Raw genomic sequence first — 8,972 nt, 5'->3', positions numbered from 1 at the left:
CCTGCTTAAGCTCTTTACTTTGATCAGATAAAATAGCCAATGTATTAGTCGGTAACACTGTGTTTTTAGTGGTATCAACTAAAAAGCTAACACTGAAATAAAATTCGCTGCCGTGGCCTTTTTTACTCTTTAAAGCAATCTCCCCACCCATTAACGACACTGCATGTTTAACAATAGCTAAACCTAGCCCAACCCCTTGGTGTATGCGGGTTGAAGATTCATCACCTTGAGTAAAAGCGTCGAATAAGCGACTTTGATCGGCTTCATCTATACCCATGCCAGTATCAATTACTTTAAAGCAAATATGCTGTTGCTCTAGGCTATCGCTTTCAATAAGTTCCATTTTTAAAGTAATGGAACCTGTTTTTGTAAACTTAACGGCATTAGTTAATAAGTTACCTAATATTTGCTGCAAACGTATACTGTCGCATATCAAATCAGGTGCTATTAGCGGGTCAATATCAATAAAAAACTCAATACCTTTTCCTTCGCACAATGGAGCCGTTAAGCTTTCACAAATATCTACCAGCTCAACCATGCTAAAAGACGCTTGTTTTAAATCGGTTTGCGAACCTTCAATACGTGCAAAATCAAGCATTCTATTAAGCATTAATAACAAGCTTTGTGCTGCATGCTTAGCTTGATCTGTTTGTTGTAATTGCTTTTGCGTTAAGCCTTGCTCAATTAACATATCAAGCAACCCTAAAACAGCGTTCAAAGGGGTACGTATTTCATGACTTAAATTGGCTATAAAGCGGCTTTTAGCTAGGGTTGCTCGTTCGGCATCTAGTTTTGATTTAGTTAATGCACTCACATCCTGAATGTGTATAACATAATAAGCTGGATCGCGGTTTTCATCCCAGACAAGCGATACACTTAGTTGCAACCAGCTTGTTAAGCCCCCTTGAGCAAGCGTTAAATGGTATACGCGTTTTTTGTCATCTAGCAATTGCGCTAAAGTGCTTTTTATCTGCTTCCATTGGGAGTCATCAAATAATGCTTTCAACTGCTCCCCAACGAGTACTGGCTGATCAGAAAACTGCTTTCTTGCTGCTTTATTTACTTGCAATATGGTGTGTTCAAGCGAGAGTAAAACCACGCAGTTAGCCGCAAATTCAATTGCACTTCTAAATTTAGATTCAGATGATTTTAAGGCCAATAATGTTTGTTGCTGCTCGGTAATATCGCGACCAATGCCCATGGTTCCTAACAGGTGTTGGTGCTCGTTATAAAAAGGTGCAATAGTAAGTTGATACGATTTTGTATCGGTTTCTATTCGCTGTTCAACACTATTTCTGTTTTGTAATACTTGTTTTTCAAGCGCATTTATTTGCTGATCATTGTCACCTAAATCATCTACATATTTACCAACTAATGCAGTTTGATCTTTACCGATATATGCCTCAAATGCTTTATTGCATCCTAAGAATGAACCATCAATATTTTTAAAGTAAATAAGGTCTGGCACACTGTTTAGCATAGTGTTGAGTAAAGCTAAGTGGCGCTCTTTCGCTTCGTAACTGCGGCTTAGTTTTTCTGATTGCAGCTGAACTTGGTCGTCCAGAGCTTTATTTGCACTTTGTAATGAATCAACTAACTGTTTGTTTTTAGTAAATACACGCTTCACTTTAGAAAACCAAGGTTGCCAGCTCAGTGGTACTTTGTAATTTAGCTGCTCTTCTTGTTGTGTCCCGTTACTCTCAAGGTATGACATTAAGTGAGTCATCGGCTTTATAAAAATGCGCTGACTTAACCAAAAAAACACGCCAAACATAATACTTAAAAATAGCGTTAAAAAAGTAAACTCTAGTAATATCTCATACTTAATTGAGTTTATTAATTGGGGTTTGTGCTCGTAAAATGCTGCGTGAATAGGTAACTCACCCATAGGCTGCATAAAGTAATTACTATCACTAGTTAATACTGTTTTTTGACTCTGATGATCGGCCAAGTCTGGCCAATAATTTTTTAACGCAGTCGCTTGCTCTATTATCTGTTTAGAGCTGGCGATAATTTGATGCGATTGGTTCATAAAAACGTATTCACCACTGTTCGGTGACACCTTTTTTAACCATCCAGAAATTGCTTGAACATCATAAATTAAAATAATGTAATCGGCTGAGCCTGTGCTTCGTTGTCGACCAATAGCAAAATACGAATTGTCATTCACTTTAACAATAGGACTTGAAGTAAGTTTGTTTTGCGCAAATTTTGGCTTAAATTTTCCATTTAAAATTTCAGTAAGCATAAAACTTTGGCTTTTGTTGTGCCTGCTTACATAAGCAAAACCATTATCATCAACATACGCTACAGCAGATAACGACTGCATTAATGCAAGCGTTGTATTAAACGAAGGCCCTAATGTAATAGCCTGCTGCCACTGCATTAATGCCTTAGCAGATAACGCAAACTCACCTTTACCTACAATTTCCGTACTTTGATCAATAAAATGACGATAATAGTAACCATCATATTGATTTATACCTTCGAGCAAATCTTGGTTTATTTTGGGATAAGTCGCTTGCTCGTATAAGTTAAACATGGTGGTAAGTAGATTACTCACCGAGTCCATCCCGTGGGTAACTTGCGCTGAAACATTTGTAAAGTCAGCTTGGCGTTTTTCAACCGTCCGCTCAAGCTTTATATTATATAAGTGCAAGCACAGTAAAAAAGCGACAATCAATGGCACTAACAGCGCAATAAATAATGAACGATAATAATGCTTCAGAGGTAAAAAATTCAATGTACTGCCTGCCATTTGGCTCGAAAATCAATCGATAGACTATCGAGCCAATTTGTTAAGCGCAAGTTATAAATTTTCTTCTGCAAACGACGCTAAGCGACTACGCACAACACCGTTGAGGTTTATTGTTGCGCTGCCTTCAAAGTTTTTAAAGCGCTCTACTATGTACGTCAAGCCCGATGTTACTGGCGTTAAATAGTTACTATCTATTTGCGCCAAGTTACCTGTACAAATTAATTTAGTACCTTCGCCGCAGCGAGTAATAATCGTTTTAAGCTGAGATGCCGTTAAATTTTGGCTCTCATCTAAAATTACCACTGCATTTTGAATGCTACGCCCGCGCATAAAGTTAACCGATTTAAACTGTACATTAGCCTTCTCCATTATGTAATTTCGACTCGATATTGGATTTTCGTCGCCTTTGTGCAATACCTCCAGCGTATCAGTGATAGCTGCAAGCCATGGCGCCATTTTCTCCTCTTCTGTACCGGGTAAAAAACCAATGGACTCTGCTATTTCAGGGGTATTACGGGTGACTATTACTTTATCGTAAATACCTTTTTCGATTACCATTTCAAGGGCGCTGGCAAGTGCTAACAAGGTTTTACCACACCCAGCAGGCCCTGTTAAAATAACAAGTTCAATACTTGTATCCAGCAGTGCATCTAATGCCATCCCTTGATAAATATTTTTGGGCTTAACGCCCCATGCTTGTTGATGCATTAGGCGCTCAACGCCAATATCTTTTAGCGTTATGTGCTCGTCATCGTAGCATTTAACGCGCGCCGCAAACTGATCCCCTCCATCAAGTAAATATTCATTACAAAATACATCAGGGATTAAGTTTTTAGGCACATGATGAAACGTATCACGTCCGTGTTGCTGCGTATTACACTCCCCAACATGATCCCAAAAATCACCTTCAATTTTTTTATAACCACTAGTGAGCAGGCTTATGTCATCAATAAGTTGGTCGGTGCGGTAATCCTCAACATATTTAAGCCCTGCGCCTTTGGCCTTTAAACGCATGTTTATGTCTTTTGTTACTAATATAACTTTTGAATCACTGTGCTGCTTTTGTAAATACACGGCGCAATTAATAATACGATGGTCGTTTTCGTTACCCGGCAGACCAGAAATAGAGTCAGCAAATAAATGGTCGTTTACAATAATGAGGGTACCGGCAGAGCTCGCTTTTGCCTTTTTGTTACTCGGCAGCGCCACGCCTTGTAGCATTTGTTCAGGCGTTGCATTTTTAAGAACTTCATCTAATCCACGAATAGCGACGCGCGCATCACGGCTTACGTCGTGTTTTCTGTCTTTTATATGGTCAAGTTCTTCAAGCACCGTCATCGGAATTACAACGTCATGCTCTTGAAAAGACAAATAAGCGAGTGGTTCGTGAAGTAGTACGTTGGTATCTAGCACATACATTTTACTTTCAAGGTTCGAAGCTTTTTCCATAGCACTTTCCTTACGTTTTATGATTTTTATGCTATACCAAAATAACTAAGTAAAACGGGCAAAACTTAAACCTGCAATACTTAATTGCTAAGGCATAATGTAAGTTTAGTCTATTTGTCATAAAAGTCCGTTTTATTACAAACTGTAATTAGTTTTGATTTACCTAAAAAAGAGTCATAAACAAGCTGTTTTAATAGTAATAATTAACACTTACAAAATTAATTAAAAGTGAGCCAAATAGCGCCTTGCAGTGGTGTTAGCTTACAGGTAACATAGCCGCCTTTTTCATCATAGACGAGACATACATGAATTTTTCCTTAGGTCAGCGTTGGATCAGTGATACAGAGTCAGATTTAGGATTAGGCACCGTTGTTGCCATTGAAGGCCGTCAGGTCAGCATATTATTTCCTGCCAGTGGTGAAAACCGTGTTTATTCTAGTGCAGAAGCACCTGTTACCCGTGTGGCATTTAATCCTGGCGATGTGATCAAAAGCGTTGAAGAATGGGAATTAGAAGTAGAGTCTATTGAAGTACAAGGCGAGTTACTTTGCTATCACGGCACCCGTGTTGATAATGGCGAAACGGCTAAACTTAAAGAAACCTTTTTAGATCATTTTATTAAATTTAATAAACCACAAGATCGTTTATTTGCAGGCCAAGTAGATCGTTTTGATCGCTACACACTTCGCTACCAAACGTGGTTACATAAATTTGAACGTGAACAATCGCCTATTAAAGGTTTAATTGGTCAGCGTGCTAATCTTATTCCGCACCAGCTTTATATTGCACAAGAAGTGGGTAAACGTTTTGCCCCACGCGTACTTTTATCAGATGAAGTAGGCCTTGGTAAAACAATTGAAGCGGGCATGATACTACATCAACAAATTATTAGTGGCCGTGCAAGCCGCGTACTTATTGTGGTGCCTGAAAACTTACAGCACCAATGGTTAGTAGAAATGCTACGCCGCTTTAACTTACGTTTTTCTATTTTTGATGAAGAGCGCTGCGACGAAGCGTTTGCAGATTCTCCAAACGTATTTGATACAGAGCAACTAGTACTTACCAGCCTTGAGTTTTTAACCAAGAAAAAACGTTGGTTTGAACAAGCAACGCTTGCTGATTGGGACCTTTTAGTAATAGATGAAGCCCACCACCTAAGTATCAATAACGGCAAGCCAAGCTCAGAATACCAACGTATGGCAGAGCTTAGCCAAGATATTCCGGGCCTTATTTTGCTTACAGCAACGCCTGATCAACTTGGTCACAGCAGTCACTTTGCGCGTTTACAATTACTCGATCCGGATCGTTTTTACGACTACGACGTGTTTAAAGAAGAAGAAGCAAATTATAAAAACGTAGCGCAAGCTGCAAATCAATTACTGCAAGAGCAAGCTCTGGACGACGCAGCCAAAGCCACGCTAATTGAGCTATTAAAAGAAACCGACATTACTGATATTCTTGAAAAAGCACAGCAAGGTGATTTACCAGCGCGTAAAGAAATACTTAACATGCTACTCGATCGCCACGGCACAGGTCGTATATTATTTAGAAACAGCCGCAGCGGCATTGACGGCTACCCAAGTCGTAAATTACACGCCTACCCTATGGCATTACCAAAGCAGTATAAAACGGCTATGTCGGTTCTTGGTAACATGGGCGGCATTCAAAACCCTGAACTAAGTGCACACCGTGCTCTGTTTCCTGAAAAAATATTTCAAGAATTTGAAGGCGAAAGCGCAAGCTGGGGTTTATTCGATCCACGTGTAGATTGGTTAATCGACACCCTTAAAACACTTAAGCGCGAAAAAGTACTGCTTATATGTGCTAAAGCTGAAACAGCTATCAGCCTTGAGCAAATACTGCGTGAACGTGAAGCAATTAAAGCGTCGGTATTTCACGAAGGCATGTCGATTATTGAGCGTGACCGCGCTGCTGCATTTTTTGCAGACGAATACGATAATGCACAAATATTACTGTGTTCAGAAATTGGCTCAGAAGGTCGTAACTTCCAGTTTTCGCATCACTTAGTGTTGTTTGATTTACCACTAAATCCAGATTTGCTCGAGCAACGTATTGGTCGACTAGACCGTATAGGTCAAACGCAAGATGTGAACATTCATGTGCCATATTTTGAAAACACCGCTCAAGAAGTACTGCTACGTTGGTATAACGAAGGTCTAGATGCATTCGAATCTACATCAACAACGGGGCAAATGCTTTATAAAGAGTTCCGTGATGACCTACTTGAGCATATTTCTGCGCATAACTGCGATGAAGACGAACTCGATCCATTACTTGAGCAAGTAGCACAACAAAATGCGGTACTGCGTAAAAAAATGGAAAGCGGACGAGATCGTTTACTAGAGCTACATTCATCGGGTCAAGGTGCTGCCGACTCGCTTGTGACTGATATCGAAAAACTCGATAACCAGTTTGAATTGCCAAGCTACATGATCAACGTGTTTGACACATTTGGCGTAAGCCAAGAAGATAAAGGCGAAAACACCATTATCTTAAAGCCAACGGAACATATGTTAAATGCATCGTTCCCATCGCTTAAAGAAGACGGTATGACGGTTACCTTTGATCGCGACACTGCACTTTCGCAAGAAGATGTACACTTTATCAGCTGGGATCACCCTATGGTGCAAGGCACCATGGATATGATTTGTGACGACGACTTTGGTAGCGCATCAGTAGCATTACTTAAAAACAAAAAGTTACCGCCTGGTACCTTTTTTGTTGAGCTTATTTTTGTTGCAGAAGCAATGGCACCAAAAGTATTACAAGTTGGTCGCTTTTTACCGCCTACACCAATTCGTATATTGCTCGATAAAGCAGGTAATAACCTAGGTGAAAACGTGGCATTTGAAGGCTTTAATCAGCAGTTATCAGCCGTAGGCCGCCAAACAGCAAGTAAGCTTGCCGGTGCATTGCAAAGCGCTGTTCACCCAATGATCACTACCGCTAAAGATATGGCACAAGAAAAACTTGAAGTTATTCGCGCAGCGTCACTTGCTAAAATGCAAACATCACTCAGTGAAGAGCAAGAGCGACTTGTTGCCCTGAAGCAAATTAATCCGAATATTCGCCAAGAAGAAATTACCTTCTACGATAAGCAACGTAACGACCTAACTACGTATATTGAAAAAACGCAGTTACAACTTGATGCAATTCGCTTAATAGTGGTTTCACACTAAATATTTAGTTTTTAGTCTTTTGAGCCGACTCCAGAGTAAATTTAGAGTCGGCTATTAAGCTTAATTGATATAAATAGCTGTACCTTTTTAAACTTCATTTAAAAACCACGTGTTCTTATTTTACTATGAGCCACTTCTACCCTCTCTAGCTATATATTAAGCCCTTTGTTGAACTGTTGATTTTGCCCAACATAACCATATCTAAAAACTCAAGCTGCACTCTATACAACTATTCTGTGAGATAGTTGATAGGTTTATTTTCCCTTGCATAAAGTTGTTTTTTTGTTAACCTACTCGCCTTCCATTTTAGTCTTTTTGAGGTGTTTATGGCGTTTCTACCTCGTTCGATATTGGCGTTTTCCATAGCGCTCTCAAGCACTAGTGTCTTTGCTCAAGCCCAATGCGATGTTGAATTACGTCATGGTTTAATTATTACTGACGATGCAATTCGCATATTAGATAAAGGCCAAACTCGTGTCCAAATTAATAACAATAACCAACTGTTTATTCGCGGTTATTGGGTTGATTTAAGCGATGACGAAAGCAAAGTACTCGAACAGTTTAGTAATGGTATTCGCCACACAGTCCCCGAATTAGTAAACCTTGCTACCGATGGTGTTAACTTAGGTTTAAGCGCTATTGAACACGTAGTTGAAGGTATGTCAGACAAAGAACCTGAAGTACTTAAAACACAATTGCAGTATGTAGAGCGCGCGCTAATGGATAAGTTTAAGCGCGGAGATGACTTCTTTTTTATAGCCCCTCAATCACTTTCGCAAATAGATGATTTTTTCACTAAAGAGATCAGCCAGCAAATTCACTCTGCTGTTCATGGATCGTTAGGTGCTATTTTGGTATCACTTGGAGATGCGTTTAAATCGCGTGAAGGTAATATAGAAGATCGCATTAACGACATGGGGCAACGCATGGATATTATCTCAAGAGAAATTGATAAGTCGCTACAAAAAAAGGCGCATCAATTAGAGCTTAAGGCTTCTGAGTATTGCGAATGTTTAAATGCACTCGATGTAACCGAGTCTCGCTTACAGGCAATAGTACCTGGTATGGCCGATTACGATTTAGTGCAAATAAAATCTTAGAGTACGTATTCGTTTTTAGAATAAAATAACACCGAGTATAAATATACTCGGTGTTTTGCTTTGTAATTGATTAAAACTAAGCGCTTCTACTTTTTATTCTAAATTGGTGAGCCCGGCGGGATTGGCAGCACTTTAAAGTTGTTTGGCCATTGCCCTTTAATTAAAAACTGATTTACTTGCTCAGCTAAATATTGCTTAAACGCACTCTCGCCAGTACTTGTATGGCTCAGCATTGAGTTTTGGTTAAAGTCTTCACTTAACTTAACTAAGTAGTAACGTAACTGCGCTTGCACTTCAGGGCTTACACTATCGCTTGCTACTAAATCAGCCATGGCTTTTGCAGTTAAAAATTGCACGCGCTGAGTGATTTTACCTGTCATTGTATTAGGTGATGACGCGTTAAACACTTGGCTATATAGCTCCTCAAGCAACTCATCTAAACTATAAAAGTCATTACTACGTGCT

4 protein-coding genes and 1 pseudogene are annotated in these 8,972 nt (G+C 39.5%); 2 read left to right on the top strand and 3 right to left on the bottom strand.

Annotated features, from left to right (window positions below):
* Window positions 1–2,743, bottom strand: a 2,743-nt coding sequence (locus H5072_RS05585) for a PAS domain-containing sensor histidine kinase (protein WP_259395894.1), incomplete at its 3' end; no start/stop codon positions are given.
* Between the two features lie 66 nt (window positions 2,744–2,809).
* A complete protein-coding gene (locus H5072_RS05580; RefSeq protein WP_182671400.1) occupies window positions 2,810–4,207 on the bottom strand; it encodes a PhoH family protein in 1,398 nt (465 codons plus the stop codon).
* Window positions 4,208–4,512: 305 nt separating this feature from the next.
* Here H5072_RS05580 and rapA point away from each other — a divergent pair, with 305 nt between their 5' ends.
* Window positions 4,513–7,407 carry an RNA polymerase-associated protein RapA gene (gene rapA, locus H5072_RS05575; protein ID WP_182692934.1) on the top strand — a complete coding sequence of 965 codons (2,895 nt, stop codon included), beginning with the start codon at window positions 4,513–4,515 and terminating at the stop codon, window positions 7,405–7,407.
* Window positions 7,408–7,733: 326 nt separating this feature from the next.
* Window positions 7,734–8,507 (top strand): YggN family protein, encoded by a 774-nt coding sequence (locus H5072_RS05570; RefSeq protein WP_182692933.1) that lies wholly within the window; start codon window positions 7,734–7,736, stop codon window positions 8,505–8,507.
* Window positions 8,508–8,605: 98 nt separating this feature from the next.
* Here H5072_RS05570 and H5072_RS05565 read toward each other — a convergent pair.
* Window positions 8,606–8,972, bottom strand: a pseudogene (locus H5072_RS05565) (peptidase); the annotation flags it as partial.

The sequence above is a fragment of the Pseudoalteromonas sp. SR45-5 genome (assembly GCF_014163565.1).
GTDB classification, from domain to species: Bacteria; Pseudomonadota; Gammaproteobacteria; order Enterobacterales; family Alteromonadaceae; genus Pseudoalteromonas; species Pseudoalteromonas distincta.
Note: the sequence above shows the minus strand (reverse complement) of the source record. Positions and strands in the feature narration are given on the sequence as shown.